We start from the raw sequence: 15,732 nt of genomic DNA, 5'->3' as shown, positions 1-15,732 counted from the left end.
CTGCACGACGTTGCGTTGGTGTCGCGGCGTTCTGCACGATTCAGACGCCAAAACGGCTGCGGTAATCGCTGGGCGCCAGGCCGGTGATTTTCTTGAAGGTGGCGCGGAAGGCGCTGGGGTCCTGATAACCCACGGTCCAGGCGATATGGTCAATGGTGCCATTGGTGAACTCAAGCATCTGCCGCGCCTTGCCCACACGCAGGTGCTGGCAGTACTCGGTGGGTTTCAAACCGGTGGCATTGCGAAAACGCCGCAGGAACGTACGCTCTTCCAGGCCTGCCTCTTGGGCCATCGCCGCCACGCAAACCTCCACTGCACCGCTGGCCTGCAACCAGTGCTGAACTTTGAGGATGGCTGCATCACCGTGGCCGAGAATCGGCGCAAAGTTGCTGCCGCACTGGCTGGCACTGTCACTGTGCTCGATCACCAGGAAACGCGCCGTATCGGCCGCGATGCTGGGGCCCATCAGGCGGTCGACCAGGCGCAGGCCAAGTTCGGACCAGGCCATCAAGCCGGCGGTGGTGATCAGGTCGCCGTCATCGACGTTCGGCTTATCCGCCTCCAAGCGTACGGCCGGGAAGCGGGCTGCGAAGGATTTGGCGGAGGACCAGTGGGTGGTGGCGCTGCGGCCATCAAGCAATCCACTGCGCGCCAGCATGATCGAGCCAATACACACGCCACCCAGCACAGTGCCCGCCGCGTGTTGCTGGCGAAGCCATTCCAGTAACGCAGGGGGCGCCTGGTCTTCGGTAAACTCCCCAATCGAGGGCGGCACCAGCACGGCCATCATCGGTTGATCCGGGCCGGGGTGGCTGCTGAATGCGCGCACCGGTGTGCCGGTCGCGTCCACCTGCCAATGGCTGACCCGCAGCAGCGGCAACTGCGCGGATTGATGCTCGGCGGCAATGCGGTTGGCTACGCCGAACAGGTCGGTCAGGCCATGCACGGCCGCCAGTTGCGCACCTTGGTAGATCAACACGCCCAGCTCAACAACGACCATTGTCAGTTTTCCCCCTGTTATTGTCGGTGCAGCCAATCCCAGGTGCAGGCGCCAGCTAAGATACTGAGCCCATCAACCCATCACGAGGCAACACACATGGCCAAGCAAGCGCTCATCCTAATCGATATCCAGAACGACTACTTCCCCCAGGGCAAGTGGCCACTCGCCGGCGTGGACGCCGCGGCAGATAAGGCCGCGCAGGTGTTGCAGGCATTCCGGCAGGCGGGCGATGCGGTGATTCACGTGCGTCATGAGTTCACCTCCGAGGATGCGCCGTTCTTCACACCGGGTTCCGAGGGTGCGCACCTGCATAGCAAGGTGTCGAACGAGGGCAGTGAGCCGGTGGTGCTCAAGCACTTCGTGAATGCGTTTCGCGAGACCAACCTGCGCGCCCTGCTGGAACAACGCAGCATCACGAAACTGGTGGTGGTCGGCAGCATGAGTCACATGTGCATCGACGCGGTGGTACGGGCGGCAGCGGACTTGGGCTACAAAGTCACGCTGATCCATGACGCCTGCGCCACGCGAGACCTGGAGTTCAATGGCAAGGTGATCCCGGCGGCGCAGGTGCATGACGCTTATATGGCATCACTGGCGTTCGGCTATGCAACCGTCGTGTCGACCGATGAATTCCTCGCCCCCGTGTAGAAGGCTGCCGGCAATAGCGTCGTTACGGCCTACGCAGTGGCGATGATGAACAGGCGCGGAAAGGGCAACAGCACGGTGCCATCGGCCAGTGCTGGGTAAGCCTGAGTAATCCGCGCCTGGTATTCCTGTAGGAAGGCAGCTTTTTCGCTGTCATCCAAAGGCGCGAGGAATGGCCTCAGTGCCGAAGCCTTGAACCACTCCACCACCGCCGCGTGATCCGCCAACGGATGCAAATACGTGGTACGCCACACATCGACACTGCTGCAATGCTGACTCAGCAGCTCGTAGTAGTAACCCGCCGCATGGCGTTCATTGTGTTTGACCGCGCCGATCTTGGTAGACCAAGGCCCATCAGCGGCGACTTCGCGGGCCAGCCGGTGGGCGGGCTCGTCGAGGTTGTCCGGCGTTTGCACCGCCAGCGTACCGCCCGGTGTCAATTGGCGGACCAGGTGCGGATACAACGCTGCGTGGTCGGGCAGCCATTGCAGCGACGCATTGGCCAGGATCACATCGAAGGCTTGCGTCGGGTGCCACGCCCCGATATCCGCCAGTTCAAAATTCAGCGCCGGCAGCCGTTTGCGGGCGTCGACCAGCATGTCGTCGGAGCTGTCCATGCCGGTGACGTGGGCCTGTGGATAGCGCTCGGCCAGTACTTCGGTGGAGTTGCCGGGGCCGCAGCCCAGGTCGACGGCAGTATGCACCTCAGTATTCGGAATAGCCGCGACCAGATCACGGACGGGACGGGTGCGCTGCTGTTCGAACATCGTGTATTGCTTGGCTGACCAGGTCATCACGGCTTTCCTTCTTTTTGAGGTTGGCTACAGCCTAATTTTTGAGAGCCATGAGAACAAATGCCAGGATTGGAGCCCTCCCATACCTGAAAAGTATCCCTATGCTGGAGCTTCGCCAACTCAAGGCCTTCGTCGCCATCGCCGAAGAAGGCTACATCACCCGTGCCGCCGAACGCCTGGGCATGCAGCAGCCACCGTTGACCCGAATGCTGCAAAGCCTCGAAGCCGAGTTGGGCGTGGTGTTGATGGAGCGCTTGCCCCGTGGCGTGCGCGCTACGAATGCCGGGCTCGCCTTGCTGGACGAAGCGCGGGAGATGCTCGCCCAAGCCGAAGGGATTGCAGAGGTAGTACGCCGCGCGGCACGCGGTGAACGCGGGCGGTTGGCGATCGGCTTCACCAGTTCGGCGGCACTGCATCCCTTCGTGCCGAGCGTGCTGCGGCTGTTTCGTGAAACCTTTGTCGGCGTCACCGTGGTGTTGGAGGAAGCCGGTACCGGCGAACTGCTGGACGCGCTGGCGCACGAGAAACTCGACGCGGCGTTTATCCGTTCTCCGCTCAGCGGGACGCAGTCGCTTCAGGACGAACCGATCCTGGTGGAGCCTATGCTGCTGGCATTGCCGACGGACCACCCGCTGGCAAGCGACTCCGCATCCCCCCTGCCCTTGGCGGCCTTGGCGACCGAGTCCTTCGTGCTGTATCGCCGTCGCGTGGGCCTGGGGTTGTATGACGCGATCCTGGTGGCCTGTCGCGAAGCCGGGTTCAGCCCGCAGGTGGTTCAGGAAGCGCCGCGCATGACCGCGACACTGAGCCTGGTAGCGGCTGGGCTTGGGGTCTCCATCGTGCCGGCATCGATGCAGCGGTTGCGCGGTGACGGCATTGTTTATCGGGAGTTGACGGAGTGCCGGAGCCTGGTGGCGCCGTTGCATTTGGCGACGCGGATTGGGGATGGCTCGGCGGTGTTACAACGGTTCAAGGACATGGTCGTCACCGCCGCGTCGACTGAAGCGGATCACGGGTAATAAAAAACCCCCGTGGCCTGAGCCAACGGGGGTTTTGTGCGTTCCGGGTGTTAAACCTTAGAACGGGATATCGTCATCAAAGCTGTCGAAATCCGGCGCTGGCTGCGGCGCGGCCTGCTGTGGCGCTGGACGCGACTCACGCTGTGGCTGCTGGCTTGGCTGCGGACGCGACTGCTGTGGACGCGGTGCCGAGTTGGACATGCCGCCCTGGCCCTGTTGGTCGCCCTGTGGACGGCCGCCCAGCAGTTGCATGGTGCCTTGCATGTCGACCACGATTTCGGTGGTGTAACGCTTGATGCCGTCTTTTTCCCACTCGCGGGTCTGCAGCTTGCCTTCGATGTACACCTGCGAACCTTTGCGCAGGTACTCACCGGCGATCTCTGCGACCTTGCCGAACATCGACACACGGTGCCATTCGGTTTTCTCGACCTTCTGGCCGGTCTGCTTGTCGGTCCACTGTTCGCTGGTCGCCAGACTCAGGTTGGTCACGGCGTTACCGTTAGGCAAGTAGCGAACTTCGGGATCCTGGCCGCATGTACCGACCAATATGACTTTGTTAACCCCACGGGCCATAACGTTCTCCTAGGCTGGGCGCGCTGTCGGCACTGGGTTGACCAGTTGCTCGAGCGTCGCGCGATCCAATAATTCGGTGTCCAATTTGATGTAGATGGCGGCTTCTTCAGCGACAACCACGGCATCGGTAACCCCTGTAACGGCCTTAAGGCGCTCGACCAGACCGGCTTCGCGGATCGCTTCAGGCGATAACGGCAAACGCAGACTCGTCACATAGGGAGGTTCGCGCATGGTAACAGCAAAGGCTAGCCAGAGGGCAGCCAGACCTGCGCATCCAAGAAACACAACCGACAAACCGCCATGCTGGAACATCCAGCCACCCATGATGCCGCCCAGTGCAGAACCCAGGAACTGGCTGGTGGAATACACACCCATCGCCGTCCCTTTGCCGCCGGCCGGTGAAACTTTGCTGATCAGCGAAGGCAACGAAGCCTCCAGCAGGTTGAACGCGGTGAAAAACACCACCGTGCCGATTACCAGCGCCCGCAGGCTGTCGCCGAACTGCCAGAAGAATAGCTCAGTGAGCATCAGCGTCGCGACGGCGCCGAGCAGGATTCGTTTCATTTTGCGTTTTTTCTCGCCATAGATAATGAACGGGATCATGGCGAAGAACGAAATCAACAAGGCGGTGAGGTACACCCACCAGTGCTGCTCCTTGGGCAGGCCGGCTTTTTCCACCAGCGCCAGGGGCAAGGCGACGAAGCTGCACATCAGCATTGCGTGCAACACGAAGATACCCAAATCCAGGCGCAGCAGGTCCGGGTGCTTGAGCGTTGGCAGCAATGCCTGGCGGGCGACGCCGGACTCGCGGTGCTGCAACGTGCCGGTAGAGCGAGGCACCATAAAGGCCACGATCACGATACCGAACAACGCCATGCCGCCAGTGGCCAGGAACAGCCCGTGCAGGCCGAACGCGCGGGTCAGCAGGGGCCCTACCACCATCGCCACGGCGAACGACAGGCCGATGGTCATGCCGATCATGGCCATGGCCTTGGTGCGGTGTTGCTCGCGGGTCAGGTCGGACAGCAACGCCATGACTGCCGCGGAAATCGCACCGGCGCCTTGCAGGATACGCCCGGCAATCACACCCCAGATCGAATCGGACTGCGCGGCGAGCACGCTGCCCAGCGCGAACACGATCAGCCCCAGGTAGATCACCGGACGGCGGCCAATGCGGTCGGAAATGATCCCGAACGGGATCTGGAAAATCGCCTGGGTCAGGCCATAGGCGCCAATCGCCAAGCCGATCAATGCCGGGGTCGCACCTGCGAGATCCATCCCATAGGTCGCCAGCACTGGCAACACCATAAACATGCCCAGCATACGGAAGGCGAACACCAGGGCCAGACCGCTTGCCGCTCGGGTCTCGCCGCTACTCATGCGTTCGCTGTGGGGATCGTGCATGGAAAAACCTCGTGTGAACCGGCGGCGATTCTACCAGTCCCATCGATTGAGAGGGTATATGCGGCGCTTTGCCGCGCAGCTTTCATGTAAGGCTGCAAGCGGCCTTTCGACAGTGTATATTCATCCAGTCTTTAGCCGTATACTCCGGCATTATTTACGCCCGCCGTGCGAGGCCATCTTGGACAAGATCCTGATTCGTGGGGCTAGAACCCACAACCTGAAGAACATCGACCTGACCCTGCCCCGGGACAAACTGATCGTCATCACCGGCTTGTCCGGGTCCGGCAAGTCGTCCCTGGCGTTCGACACGCTGTACGCCGAAGGCCAGCGTCGTTATGTGGAATCGCTGTCGGCCTATGCCCGCCAGTTCCTGTCGATGATGGAGAAGCCCGACGTCGACACCATTGAAGGCCTGTCGCCGGCGATCTCCATCGAGCAGAAGTCGACCTCCCATAACCCGCGCTCCACCGTGGGCACCATTACCGAAATCTACGACTACCTGCGCCTGCTGTATGCACGCGTGGGTATTCCGCGTTGCCCGGACCACGACATTCCCCTGGAAGCCCAGACCGTCAGCCAGATGGTCGACCTGGTGCTGGCCCAGCCGGAAGGCGCCAAGCTGATGCTGCTGGCGCCGGTGATCCGTGAGCGCAAGGGCGAACACCTTTCCGTCTTCGAAGAGTTGCGCGCCCAAGGTTTCGTGCGCGCGCGGATCAACGGCAAGCTGTATGAGCTGGACGAAGCGCCGAAGCTCGACAAGCAGAAGAAACACTCTATTGATGTGGTCGTTGATCGTTTCAAAGTGCGTGCCGATCTGCAGCAGCGCCTGGCGGAATCCTTTGAAACCGCGTTGAAGCTGGCGGACGGCATTGCCCTGGTGGCGCCGATGGATGACGAACCGGGCGAAGAGATCATCTTCTCCGCGCGCTTTGCCTGCCCGATCTGTGGCCATGCCATCAGCGAGCTGGAACCCAAGCTGTTTTCCTTCAACAACCCGGCAGGCGCCTGCCCGACCTGTGATGGCCTGGGGGTGAAGCAGTTCTTCGACATCAAGCGCCTGGTCAACGGTGACCTGACGTTAGCGGAGGGTGCCATACGCGGCTGGGACAGGCGCAACGTCTATTACTTCCAAATGCTGGGGTCGTTGGCGTCGCACTATAAATTCAGCCTGGAAGTGCCGTTCAACCAACTGCCGGCAGACCAGCAGAAGGTTATCCTCAACGGCAGCGGTTCGCAGAACGTGGACTTCAAGTACCTGAACGACCGTGGCGATATCGTCAAGCGTTCACACCCGTTCGAAGGCATCGTGCCGAACCTCGAGCGTCGCTACCGTGAGACCGAGTCGGCCAGCGTGCGCGAAGAGTTGGCGAAATTCCTCAGCACCCAGCCCTGCCCGGATTGCCGTGGCACCCGCCTGCGTCGTGAGGCGCGGCATGTATGGGTGGGCGAGAAGACATTGCCAGCAGTGACCAACCTGCCGATCGGCGATGCCTGTGAGTACTTTGGTGTACTCAAGCTGACCGGTCGCCGTGGCGAAATCGCTGACAAGATCCTCAAGGAAATCCGCGAGCGCTTGCAGTTCCTGGTCAACGTTGGCCTGGATTACCTGTCGCTGGATCGCAGTGCCGACACCTTGTCCGGCGGCGAAGCTCAACGCATTCGACTGGCCAGCCAGATTGGTGCTGGCCTTGTGGGTGTGTTGTACATCCTCGATGAACCGTCGATCGGCTTGCACCAGCGCGACAACGACCGCCTGCTAGGCACGTTGAAACATCTGCGGGATATCGGCAACACGGTGATTGTGGTCGAGCACGATGAAGACGCAATCCGCCTGGCGGACTACGTGGTCGACATTGGCCCAGGTGCGGGTGTGCATGGCGGACATATCGTCGCCGAGGGCACGCCTGCCGAAGTCATGGCTCATCCCGATTCGCTGACCGGCAAATACTTGTCCGGTCGTGTGAAGATCGAAGTACCGGCCAAACGTACCCCGCGCAACAAGAAGCTGGCACTGCACCTCAAGGGCGCGCGTGGCAACAACTTGCGCAATGTCGACCTGGAAATTCCGCTAGGTCTGCTGACCTGCGTGACCGGGGTTTCCGGCTCGGGCAAATCGACGCTGATCAACAACACGCTGTTCCCCTTGAGTGCCACCGCGCTGAATGGCGCGACCACCCTGGAAGCCGCGGCCCATGACAGCATCAAAGGCCTGGAGCATCTGGACAAGGTGGTCGATATCGACCAGAGCCCGATTGGCCGTACACCACGCTCCAACCCGGCAACCTACACCGGTTTGTTCACGCCGATTCGCGAGCTGTTCGCGGGTGTTCCGGAATCCCGTTCACGGGGTTACGGGCCGGGCAGGTTCTCGTTCAACGTCAAGGGTGGTCGCTGTGAAGCATGCCAAGGCGATGGCCTGATCAAAGTGGAGATGCACTTTCTCCCGGACATCTACGTGCCGTGCGATGTGTGCAAGAGCAAGCGCTACAACCGCGAGACCCTGGAGATCAAATACAAGGGCAAGAGCATCCACGAAACCCTCGAGATGACCATCGAGGAAGCGCGGGTGTTCTTCGACGCAGTCCCGGCGCTGGCGCGCAAGCTGCAGACGCTGATGGACGTAGGCTTGTCGTACATCAAGCTGGGGCAATCGGCGACCACGCTGTCAGGTGGTGAGGCGCAGCGGGTGAAGCTGTCCCGCGAGCTGTCCAAGCGCGATACCGGCAAGACCCTGTATATCCTCGATGAGCCGACCACCGGCCTGCACTTCGCGGATATCCAGCAGCTGCTGGACGTGTTGCACCGCCTGCGCGACCACGGCAACACGGTGGTGGTGATCGAGCACAACCTTGATGTGATCAAGACCGCGGATTGGCTGGTCGACCTGGGGCCGGAAGGCGGCTCCAAGGGCGGCCAGATCATCGCGGTTGGCACGCCGGAGCAGGTCTCCGAAATGCCGCAGTCGCACACCGGTTACTACTTGAAACCCTTGCTGGAACGCGACCGGGCCTGACTTATTCAGGCCCAATGAAAAGCCCCTGTCACTTTACGGTGACAGGGGCTTTTTCGTAGCCGGGAATCAGAACTGCGATTGCAGGTAATTCTCCAGGCCGATCAACTTGATCAGGCCCAACTGCTTTTCAAGCCAGTAGGTGTGATCTTCTTCGGTGTCATTCAACTGCACCCGCAGGATTTCACGGGTGACGAAGTCGCTGTGCTGCTCACAGAGCTCGATGCCCTTGCAGAGCGCGGCTCGGACCTTGTACTCGAGGCGCAGGTCGGCGGCGAGCATGTCAGGTACCGTGGTGCCCACATCCAGGTCATCGGGACGCATGCGCGGCGTGCCTTCGAGCATGAGGATACGGCGCATCAGTGCGTCGGCGTGCTGTGCCTCTTCTTCCATCTCGTGGTTGATACGCTCATAGAGCTCGGTAAAGCCCCAGTCTTCGTACATGCGCGAGTGGATGAAATATTGGTCACGAGCAGCCAGTTCGCCCGTCAGCAACGTGTTGAGGTAATCGATTACGTCGGGGTGACCTTGCATCGCCCTACATCTCCCTGCTTGAAAGTCTGTAGTTTGAACCATGATGACTCGAAGGTCACGGGACCAACGGCAGAAAAGTGAAGATTTCCGGAGAAAAGTAGCTGAAATAACGCAAAAACCGCCCAAATGAGGGCGGTTCTGCTTATCGTTTAGAGTTAGTTAAGCGATACACCCAGTGCCTTTGCGATTGCTTCTCCATAAGCAGGATCTGCCTTGTAGAAGTGCTGCAACTGACGCTGGACGACATCACTGGAAACCCCACCCATCGCACCGGCGATGTTACTGGTGAGCAACGCTTTCTGCTCATCGTTCATCAGGCGGAACAGCGCACCGGCGTGGCTGTAATAATCAGTGTCTTCTCGGTGATCGTAACGATCAGCCGCACCGCTCAAGGTCAAAGCAGGCTCAGCGTACTGCGGTGCCTGTTTCGGTGCATCCGCGTAGCTGTTCGGCTCGTAGTTAGGCGCCGCACCGCCATTGCTGCCAAATGCCATCGAACCATCACGCTGGTAGCTGTTCACCGGGCTACGTGGAGCGTTGACCGGCAGTTGCTGGTGGTTGGTGCCAACACGGTAGCGGTGAGCATCGGCATATGCAAACACGCGGCCTTGCAGCATACGGTCTGGCGACAGACCTACACCTGGAACCATGTTGCTAGGACCGAACGCAGCCTGTTCCACCTCTGCGAAGTAGTTTTGCGGGTTGCGGTTCAGCTCCAACTCGCCGACTTCGATCAACGGGAATTCTTTCTGCGACCAGGTCTTGGTCACGTCGAATGGATTCTCGTAATGAGCGTTGGCCTGGGCCTCGGTCATGATCTGAATGCAGACGCGCCATTTCGGAAAATCACCGCGCTCGATTGCACCAAACAAATCGCGCTGAGCGTAATCAGGATCAGTACCGGCCAGGCGTGCAGCTTCGGCCGGCGCCAGGTTCTTGATGCCCTGCTTGGTCTTGTAGTGCCACTTGACCCAATGACGCTCGCCGGCGGCGTTGATCAGGCTGTAGGTGTGGCTGCCGAAGCCGTGCATGTGACGGTACCCATCGGGGATGCCACGGTCCGAGAACAGAATGGTGACCTGGTGCAGCGCCTCAGGAGAGTGCGACCAGAAGTCCCACATCATTTGCGCACTCTTCAGGTTGCTTTGCGGCAGGCGCTTCTGAGTGTGAATAAAGTCCGGGAACTTCAATGGGTCGCGAATGAAGAACACAGGGGTGTTGTTACCCACGATGTCCCAGTTGCCTTCTTCGGTGTAGAACTTCAGGGCAAAGCCACGTGGATCGCGCTCGGTGTCAGCCGAACCACGCTCACCGCCTACGGTAGAAAACCGCAGGAAGGTCGGGGTTTGCTTGCCGACGGACTCAAACAGCTTGGCGCTGGTGTACTGCGTAATGTCTTGGGTAACGGTGAAGGTGCCATAGGCGCCCGAGCCCTTGGCGTGTACACGGCGCTCAGGAATGTTTTCACGGTTGAAGTGGGCAAGCTTCTCGATCAGATGAAAATCGTCGAGCAGAAGCGGGCCACGCGGGCCGGCGGAGCGGGAATTCTGGTTGTCCGCAACGGGAGCGCCGCTGGCGGTGGTAAGGATTTTATTCTGACTCATGCTCAATTTCCCTCAGGTCGGACTTGGAACTGCCGGCTAATCGGCTTGGAGGAAGTATTGATCATCAATATGACGTCTACAAATTCATTAAATTGTAGGCGTCGATAGAGAATAACTACCAGACTCCCCAGCTTTCATAGTGCCGACCACAACCCGTGGGCGCTTGTACAAATCGCGCTTTTGTTACGCGCACAAAAAACCGGGCACTAGGCCCGGTTCTTCGTTACAGCTTGTCGTCTTACTCGGCGCTTACAGCTTCGCCGGCAGTAGCACGATCAACCAACTCGACGTACGCCATAGGCGCGTTGTCGCCAGTGCGGAAACCGCACTTGAGGATGCGCAGGTAGCCACCCTCACGGGTAGCGTAACGCTTGCCCAGGTCGTTGAAGAGCTTACCAACGATAGCTTTCGAACGAGTACGGTCGAAAGCCAGACGGCGGTTAGCCAGGCTGTCTGTCTTGGCCAAAGTGATCAGCGGCTCAGCAACGCGACGCAGTTCTTTAGCTTTCGGCAGTGTAGTTTTGATCAGCTCGTGCTCGAACAGCGACACCGCCATGTTTTGGAACATGGCCTTGCGGTGCGAGCTGGTACGGCTCAGGTGACGACCACTTTTACGATGACGCATGGTTCATTCCTTACCAAACTCACGTTCGGTGATTACGACGATCAGGCAGTCGCCTTGTCGTCCTTCTTAAGACTTGCAGGCGGCCAGTTGTCGAGGCGCATGCCGAGGGACAGACCGCGGGAGGCCAGAACGTCCTTGATTTCAGTCAAGGATTTCTTGCCCAGGTTCGGAGTCTTCAACAGTTCTACTTCGGTACGCTGAATCAGGTCGCCGATGTAGTAAATGTTTTCCGCCTTAAGGCAGTTAGCCGAACGTACAGTCAGTTCCAGATCGTCAACCGGGCGAAGCAGGATCGGATCGATCTCGTCTTCCTGCTCGATTACCACTGGTTCGCTGTCACCTTTGAGGTCGACGAACGCAGCCAACTGCTGTTGCAGAATGGTTGCAGCGCGGCGAATAGCCTCTTCAGGATCCAGAGTACCGTTGGTTTCCAGATCAATAACCAGCTTGTCCAGGTTAGTACGCTGCTCGACACGGGCGTTTTCCACCACGTATGCGATACGGCGAACCGGGCTGAACGAAGAGTCAAGCTGCAAGCGACCAATGCTGCGGCTTTCGTCTTCATCGCTCTGACGCGAGTCGGCCGGTTCATAACCACGACCACGAGCTACGGTGAGCTTCATGTTCAGGGCGCCGTTAGACGCCAGGTTAGCGATTACGTGATCGGGGTTAACGATCTCGACATCATGATCCAGCTGAATATCGGCAGCGGTAACCACCCCCGAACCCTTCTTCGACAAGGTCAGCGTAACTTCGTCACGGCCGTGCAGCTTGATAGCCAGACCTTTAAGGTTCAACAGGATTTCAATTACGTCTTCCTGTACACCTTCGATGGCGCTGTACTCGTGGAGCACACCGTCAATCTCGGCCTCGACTACTGCACAGCCGGGCATTGAGGACAACAGGATGCGGCGCAGCGCGTTGCCCAGGGTGTGGCCAAAACCACGCTCGAGAGGCTCGAGAGTAATTTTGGCGCGGGTTGGACTGACAACCTGCACATCAATGTGGCGGGGTGTCAGGAACTCATTTACCGAAATCTGCATGGATGCACCTATTTTCTAGCCCTTACTTGGAGTAGAGCTCGACAATCAGGCTTTCGTTGATGTCGGCGGACAGATCACTGCGAGCAGGAACGTTCTTGAAAACGCCCGACTTCTTCTCAGTGTCTACTTCTACCCATTCTACGCGGCCACGTTGGGCACACAGATCGAGAGCTTGGACAATGCGAAGTTGGTTTTTTGCTTTCTCGCGAACTGCGACCACGTCACCAGCACGAACCTGGTAGGACGGAACGTTTACGGTCTGACCGTTAACGCTGATCGACTTGTGCGATACCAGCTGACGGGATTCGGCACGAGTCGAACCAAAGCCCATACGGTATACAACGTTGTCCAGACGGCATTCGAGCAGTTGCAGCAGGTTTTCACCGGTTGCACCTTTTTTGCCAGCAGCTTCTTTGTAGTAGCCGCTGAACTGACGCTCGAGAACGCCGTAGATACGACGGACCTTCTGCTTTTCACGCAGTTGGGTGCCGTAATCGGACTGGCGACCGCGGCGTTGGCCGTGGATACCAGGTGCTGCTTCAATGTTGCACTTCGATTCGATCGCGCGCACGCCGCTCTTCAGGAAGAGATCGGTGCCTTCGCGACGAGCGAGTTTGCATTTTGGACCAATGTAACGAGCCATTCTTTACAATCTCCTGGATTACACGCGGCGCTTCTTCGGCGGACGGCACCCGTTGTGCGGGATTGGCGTCACGTCGGTGATGCTGGCGATCTTATAGCCACAGCCGTTCAAAGCACGGACAGCAGACTCACGACCTGGACCTGGACCTTTGACGTTAACGTCGAGGTTTTTCAGGCCATATTCCAGCGCAGCTTGGCCAGCACGTTCAGCAGCTACTTGAGCAGCAAACGGGGTGGACTTGCGGGAACCGCGGAAACCCGAACCACCGGAGGTAGCCCAAGAAAGCGCGTTACCTTGACGGTCGGTGATGGTCACGATGGTGTTGTTAAAAGAAGCATGGATGTGGGCGATGCCATCAACCACTGTCTTTTTAACTTTTTTACGAGGACGAGCAGCAGGTTTTGCCATGATAATTTTCCTGTCGATTCGCTGGGGCGATTACTTGCGGATCGGCTTACGCGGACCTTTACGGGTACGCGCGTTAGTCTTGGTACGCTGACCGCGTACTGGAAGACCACGACGATGACGCAGACCGCGATAGCAACCGAGGTCCATCAAACGCTTGATTTTCATGTTGATTTCACGGCGCAGGTCACCTTCAGTGGTGAACTTCGCCACTTCGCCACGCAGCGATTCAATCTGCTCGTCGCTCAGATCCTTGATCTTAGCGGCTGGGTTTACCCCAGCAACTGCGCAAATTTTCTGCGCAGTAGTGCGACCAACACCATAGATGTAGGTCAGCGAGATAACAGTGTGCTTGTTATCTGGAATGTTAACGCCTGCAATACGGGCCATTCAGTGGGACTCCAATTGACAGCTACCTACGCCCCGGAAGCCAAGAAATAGGGCGCGAGATAATATCGCTGTAATAACAAATAATCAACCCGGCAGCGCACTAGCTGCCGGGCTTCAAGCGGATCACACTCAGCCTTGGCGCTGTTTGTGACGCGGTTCCGCGCTGCAAATTACTCGAACAACACCTTCGCGGCGAATAATCTTGCAGTTACGGCACAGCTTTTTCACCGATGCACGAACTTTCATCACCAACTCCTCGAACCTTATGGGGTACTCAGCGCAACATGCCGCTGCCGTAGCCCTTCAGGTTGGCTTTCTTCATCAGGGATTCGTACTGGTGCGAAACGAGGTGCGATTGTACTTGGGACATGAAGTCCATCACAACCACGACCACGATCAGCAACGAGGTCCCGCCAAGGTAGAACGGAACGTTTGCTGCAACCACCAGGAACTGGGGCAACAAGCACACGGCCGTCATATATAGAGCACCGAACAGGGTCAAACGAGTCAGAACGCCATCAATGTAGCGCGCAGACTGCTCACCTGGACGGATGCCCGGAATAAAGGCACCGGACTTCTTCAGGTTTTCCGCTACGTCTTTCGGATTGAACATCAACGCCGTATAGAAGAAGCAGAAGAAAATAATCCCTGCACTAAACAGCAGAATATTCAACGGCTGACCAGGAGCGATCGACTGAGAGAGGTCCTGCAGCCAGCCCATATTTTCAGACTGACCAAACCAGGTACCCAACGAAGCCGGAAACAGCAAAATGCTGCTCGCGAAAATTGCCGGAATAACACCGGCCATATTCACTTTCAGCGGCAAGTGGCTTGTCTGCGCAGCAAAAACCTTACGGCCCTGCTGACGCTTGGCGTAGTGAACAGCAATACGACGCTGGCCACGCTCAATGAACACCACAAAACCGATAATCGCTACTGCCAGCAAACCGATGGCAACCAAGGCGAAAATATTGATATCACCCTGACGCGCAGACTCGAAAGACTGCCCAATCGCTCTCGGAAGACCGGCGACGATACCTGCGAAAATCAACATCGAGATACCGTTACCAACACCACGCTCAGTAATCTGCTCACCCAGCCACATCATGAACATCGCACCAGCCACAAACGTGGATACCGCGACGAAATGGAAGCCAAAGTCACCAGTGAACGCAACGCCCTGCCCGGCCAGGCCAACGGACATGCCGATAGCTTGAACCAAGGCGAGGACGACAGTGCCGTAGCGGGTGTACTGGCTAATCTTGCGACGGCCAGCTTCACCTTCCTTCTTCAACTGCTCCAGCTGCGGGCTGACGGCGGTCATCAGTTGCATGATGATCGATGCCGAAATGTACGGCATGATCCCCAGTGCAAAGATGCTCATCCGCTCCAGCGCGCCGCCGGAAAACATGTTGAACAAGCTAAGAATGGTCCCCTCATTCTGTCGAAACAGGTCTGCGAGTCGGTCCGGGTTGATACCTGGAACCGGGATGTGTGCGCCTATTCGGTAGACGATAATCGCCAGGAACAGAAAACGCAGACGAGCCCAAAGTTCAGACATACCGCCTTTGCCGAGCGCTGAGAGAGCACCTTGCTTAGCCATTTATTCCTCGAACTTGCCGCCAGCTGCTTCGATAGCCGAACGCGCACCTTTGGTGGCGCCGATTCCCTTGCCGATAGTGACAGCGCGAGTCACTTCACCGGACAGCATGATTTTCACACGCTGTACGTTGACGTTGATCACGTTGGCATCTTTCAGGGTCTGCACAGTAACGATGTCGCCTTCCACTTTAGCCAGCTCGGACAGACGCACTTCTGCGCGGTCCATGGCTTTCAGGGATACGAAACCGAACTTAGGCAGGCGACGATGCAGCGGCTGTTGACCGCCTTCAAAGCCTGGAGCGATGGTACCACCGGAGCGGGAGGTTTGACCTTTGTGGCCACGGCCACCAGTCTTACCCAAACCGCTACCGATACCACGGCCCGGACGATGCTTTTCGCGACGGGAACCCGGCGCTGGACTCAGATCATTGAGTTTCATCG

Annotated in this window: 17 protein-coding genes; 3 read left to right on the top strand and 14 right to left on the bottom strand. The window is 58.5% G+C overall.

Translation table 11 applies throughout. The annotated features are described in order from the left end of the window. Positions 1 to 40 precede the first annotated feature (40 nt). Positions 41 to 1,000, bottom strand: coding sequence for a GlxA family transcriptional regulator (locus CWC48_RS13880; protein WP_100492030.1), 960 nt, complete (start codon positions 998 to 1,000; stop codon positions 41 to 43). 96 nt (positions 1,001 to 1,096) lie between these two features. Between CWC48_RS13880 and CWC48_RS13875 the strand changes: the two genes are divergently transcribed. Then, positions 1,097 to 1,648: a cysteine hydrolase family protein gene (locus tag CWC48_RS13875; RefSeq protein WP_100492029.1), complete on the top strand. Its 552-nt coding sequence runs from the start codon at positions 1,097 to 1,099 to the stop codon at positions 1,646 to 1,648. 29 nt (positions 1,649 to 1,677) lie between these two features. On the opposite strand, the gene tam is transcribed toward CWC48_RS13875, so the two are convergent. Beyond that, the gene (gene tam / locus CWC48_RS13870; protein ID WP_078050395.1) at positions 1,678 to 2,439 is read right to left on the bottom strand and encodes a trans-aconitate 2-methyltransferase; all 762 of its coding nucleotides are present in this window, start codon (positions 2,437 to 2,439) and stop codon (positions 1,678 to 1,680) included. A gap of 101 nt (positions 2,440 to 2,540) precedes the next feature. Between tam and CWC48_RS13865 the strand changes: the two genes are divergently transcribed. Then, the gene (locus CWC48_RS13865; RefSeq protein ID WP_100492028.1) at positions 2,541 to 3,458 is read left to right on the top strand and encodes a LysR family transcriptional regulator; all 918 of its coding nucleotides are present in this window, start codon (positions 2,541 to 2,543) and stop codon (positions 3,456 to 3,458) included. 57 nt (positions 3,459 to 3,515) lie between these two features. On the opposite strand, the gene CWC48_RS13860 is transcribed toward CWC48_RS13865, so the two are convergent. Beyond that, a complete protein-coding gene (locus tag CWC48_RS13860; protein ID WP_003232445.1) occupies positions 3,516 to 4,031 on the bottom strand; it encodes a single-stranded DNA-binding protein in 516 nt (171 codons plus the stop codon). A gap of 9 nt (positions 4,032 to 4,040) precedes the next feature. Beyond that, positions 4,041 to 5,435: an MFS transporter gene (locus CWC48_RS13855; RefSeq protein ID WP_078050397.1), complete on the bottom strand. Its 1,395-nt coding sequence runs from the start codon at positions 5,433 to 5,435 to the stop codon at positions 4,041 to 4,043. Between the two features lie 178 nt (positions 5,436 to 5,613). Between CWC48_RS13855 and uvrA the strand changes: the two genes are divergently transcribed. Next, positions 5,614 to 8,448, top strand: coding sequence for an excinuclease ABC subunit UvrA (gene uvrA, locus CWC48_RS13850; protein WP_025857202.1), 2,835 nt, complete (start codon positions 5,614 to 5,616; stop codon positions 8,446 to 8,448). 66 nt (positions 8,449 to 8,514) lie between these two features. Here uvrA and bfr read toward each other — a convergent pair whose 3' ends face one another. From bfr to rplO, 10 genes are all read right to left on the bottom strand, one after another. Then, positions 8,515 to 8,979, bottom strand: a complete 465-nt coding sequence (gene bfr, locus CWC48_RS13845) for a bacterioferritin (RefSeq protein ID WP_033900044.1) — start codon at positions 8,977 to 8,979, stop codon at positions 8,515 to 8,517. A 155-nt stretch (positions 8,980 to 9,134) separates the two neighbouring features. Beyond that, complete coding sequence (locus CWC48_RS13840) at positions 9,135 to 10,583, bottom strand: catalase (RefSeq protein WP_100492027.1); 1,449 nt, start codon at positions 10,581 to 10,583, stop codon at positions 9,135 to 9,137. A 238-nt stretch (positions 10,584 to 10,821) separates the two neighbouring features. Next, the gene (gene rplQ / locus CWC48_RS13835; protein ID WP_007918448.1) at positions 10,822 to 11,208 is read right to left on the bottom strand and encodes a 50S ribosomal protein L17; all 387 of its coding nucleotides are present in this window, start codon (positions 11,206 to 11,208) and stop codon (positions 10,822 to 10,824) included. Between the two features lie 41 nt (positions 11,209 to 11,249). Further along, positions 11,250 to 12,251: a DNA-directed RNA polymerase subunit alpha gene (gene rpoA / locus CWC48_RS13830; protein WP_003176403.1), complete on the bottom strand. Its 1,002-nt coding sequence runs from the start codon at positions 12,249 to 12,251 to the stop codon at positions 11,250 to 11,252. A gap of 22 nt (positions 12,252 to 12,273) precedes the next feature. Further along, the gene (gene rpsD / locus CWC48_RS13825) at positions 12,274 to 12,894 is read right to left on the bottom strand and encodes a 30S ribosomal protein S4 (RefSeq protein ID WP_003176404.1); all 621 of its coding nucleotides are present in this window, start codon (positions 12,892 to 12,894) and stop codon (positions 12,274 to 12,276) included. Between the two features lie 18 nt (positions 12,895 to 12,912). Then, a complete protein-coding gene (rpsK, locus tag CWC48_RS13820; RefSeq protein ID WP_002555466.1) occupies positions 12,913 to 13,302 on the bottom strand; it encodes a 30S ribosomal protein S11 in 390 nt (129 codons plus the stop codon). Positions 13,303 to 13,332: 30 nt separating this feature from the next. Further along, the gene (gene rpsM / locus CWC48_RS13815) at positions 13,333 to 13,689 is read right to left on the bottom strand and encodes a 30S ribosomal protein S13 (protein WP_076964124.1); all 357 of its coding nucleotides are present in this window, start codon (positions 13,687 to 13,689) and stop codon (positions 13,333 to 13,335) included. A gap of 129 nt (positions 13,690 to 13,818) precedes the next feature. Further along, complete coding sequence (gene rpmJ / locus CWC48_RS13810; RefSeq protein WP_002555468.1) at positions 13,819 to 13,935, bottom strand: 50S ribosomal protein L36; 117 nt, start codon at positions 13,933 to 13,935, stop codon at positions 13,819 to 13,821. A 28-nt stretch (positions 13,936 to 13,963) separates the two neighbouring features. Next, positions 13,964 to 15,292 carry a preprotein translocase subunit SecY gene (gene secY, locus CWC48_RS13805; RefSeq protein ID WP_003194637.1) on the bottom strand — a complete coding sequence of 443 codons (1,329 nt, stop codon included), beginning with the start codon at positions 15,290 to 15,292 and terminating at the stop codon, positions 13,964 to 13,966. Continuing rightward, positions 15,293 to 15,730 carry a 50S ribosomal protein L15 gene (gene rplO, locus CWC48_RS13800; RefSeq protein ID WP_003176407.1) on the bottom strand — a complete coding sequence of 146 codons (438 nt, stop codon included), beginning with the start codon at positions 15,728 to 15,730 and terminating at the stop codon, positions 15,293 to 15,295. Positions 15,731 to 15,732: the final 2 nt, after the last annotated feature.

The organism is Pseudomonas sp. S10E 269 (genome assembly GCF_002798465.1).
Lineage (GTDB): Bacteria > Pseudomonadota > Gammaproteobacteria > Pseudomonadales > Pseudomonadaceae > Aquipseudomonas > Aquipseudomonas pergaminensis.
Note: the sequence above shows the minus strand (reverse complement) of the source record. Positions and strands in the feature narration are given on the sequence as shown.

Coding starts and splice junctions, on each gene's coding strand:
- CWC48_RS13865 (WP_100492028.1), top strand. CDS start 2,541: ATGCTGGAGCTTCGCCAACTCAAGGCCTTCGTCGCCATCGCCGAAGAA.
- tam (WP_078050395.1), bottom strand. CDS start 2,439: ATGACCTGGTCAGCCAAGCAATACACGATGTTCGAACAGCAGCGCACC.
- CWC48_RS13840 (WP_100492027.1), bottom strand. CDS start 10,583: ATGAGTCAGAATAAAATCCTTACCACCGCCAGCGGCGCTCCCGTTGCG.
- CWC48_RS13875 (WP_100492029.1), top strand. CDS start 1,097: ATGGCCAAGCAAGCGCTCATCCTAATCGATATCCAGAACGACTACTTC.
- rpoA (WP_003176403.1), bottom strand. CDS start 12,251: ATGCAGATTTCGGTAAATGAGTTCCTGACACCCCGCCACATTGATGTG.
- bfr (WP_033900044.1), bottom strand. CDS start 8,979: ATGCAAGGTCACCCCGACGTAATCGATTACCTCAACACGTTGCTGACG.
- CWC48_RS13860 (WP_003232445.1), bottom strand. CDS start 4,031: ATGGCCCGTGGGGTTAACAAAGTCATATTGGTCGGTACATGCGGCCAG.
- rpsM (WP_076964124.1), bottom strand. CDS start 13,689: ATGGCCCGTATTGCAGGCGTTAACATTCCAGATAACAAGCACACTGTT.
- secY (WP_003194637.1), bottom strand. CDS start 15,292: ATGGCTAAGCAAGGTGCTCTCTCAGCGCTCGGCAAAGGCGGTATGTCT.
- rpsD (WP_003176404.1), bottom strand. CDS start 12,894: ATGGCTCGTTACATTGGTCCAAAATGCAAACTCGCTCGTCGCGAAGGC.
- rpsK (WP_002555466.1), bottom strand. CDS start 13,302: ATGGCAAAACCTGCTGCTCGTCCTCGTAAAAAAGTTAAAAAGACAGTG.
- CWC48_RS13880 (WP_100492030.1), bottom strand. CDS start 1,000: ATGGTCGTTGTTGAGCTGGGCGTGTTGATCTACCAAGGTGCGCAACTG.
- rplO (WP_003176407.1), bottom strand. CDS start 15,730: ATGAAACTCAATGATCTGAGTCCAGCGCCGGGTTCCCGTCGCGAAAAG.
- CWC48_RS13855 (WP_078050397.1), bottom strand. CDS start 5,435: ATGCACGATCCCCACAGCGAACGCATGAGTAGCGGCGAGACCCGAGCG.
- rplQ (WP_007918448.1), bottom strand. CDS start 11,208: ATGCGTCATCGTAAAAGTGGTCGTCACCTGAGCCGTACCAGCTCGCAC.
- rpmJ (WP_002555468.1), bottom strand. CDS start 13,935: ATGAAAGTTCGTGCATCGGTGAAAAAGCTGTGCCGTAACTGCAAGATT.